Source organism: Roseovarius sp. D22-M7, from assembly GCF_037083785.1.
In the GTDB taxonomy this organism is placed as follows: Bacteria; Pseudomonadota; Alphaproteobacteria; order Rhodobacterales; family Rhodobacteraceae; genus Roseovarius.
Map to the genome: position 1 here is coordinate 1 of NZ_JBAPKY010000187.1, position 976 is coordinate 976.

Annotated in this window: 2 pseudogenes; both read right to left on the reverse strand. The window is 63.8% G+C overall.

Going from position 1 to position 976, the window contains the following annotated elements:
* A pseudogene (locus V8324_RS22020) lies at positions 1–270 on the reverse strand (IS21 family transposase); the annotation flags it as partial.
* Positions 271–432: 162 nt separating this feature from the next.
* A pseudogene (locus V8324_RS22025) lies at positions 433–976 on the reverse strand (IS21 family transposase); the annotation flags it as partial.

Genomic DNA, 976 nt, shown 5'->3' on the forward strand with positions numbered 1-976 from the left:
GGCCTCGGGCGCAGCCTCGACAGATTGGGTCTCGAGGCGGTTCTTCAGGATGGAGGTGACGGATTTGAGCGAGCAGGCATTGAGCGCCAATGCCCGAGCGCAGGCCGCATCCAGCCTTTCCGGGCCAGAGCCGCGCTTCAGTTTCAGAATGCCGACACAGGCGCGGATGCCCTGTTCCGGTCTTGGTTTGTTGCGCAGGATGACCTCGACCAACGCGGCCACGTTTGGTCCGACCGTTTTTGCATCGATCCGCACCTTCTCGATCGTCACCTCAGCATAGTGGCGGTGTCTGGCAGGCACATGCGCCTTTACGGTCGTGTCGCGCCCGTCCCCGGGAGCTGCGCGCTGATGGCTGGCGACACGCTTGCCAGCCTGAAACGCCTCGATGGTGCTGGCCGTGATCCGCACCCAGAGGGCCGCACGCACGAGGCCTTATGGAACGGAACAGTAATGGTCCGGGATGCGGATATGGTAATCGGCTCCGACGGTGACCGATCGCCAGTCGGCATGAACATGGCGTGTCGGGGGCAGCGGGATCAGGGCGGGTTTGTCGAGTTGCTCGAAGAGGCGCTGGCGCGAGGCGCCAAGGTGACGGCTGACGCGGGCCTTCAGCCGTGTCAGGTCTTCGCGAACGGCCGCGTTCAATTCCTCCAGCGAGAAGAAGGCCCGATCGCGCAACCGCGCGACAATCCAGCGCTGGACCAGCAGCACCCCGCCTTCCGCCTTCGATTTGTCCTTCGGCTTGCAAGGGCCCGCTGGCAGGATGGCCGTGTGATAATGCCGCGCAAGATCGGTAGAACTGCGGTTGACGCCCGGCTCATGGAAACACGCGCGCATCACGGCGGATTTGACATTGTCCGAACCGATCAATGCCGGCGCACCGCCGAAGAACTCGAACGTGCGGACATGCGCGCCAATCCAATCCGGCAGCATCTCGTTCCAGCTGGCCTCGGCATAGGTGTAATGCGACGCGCCC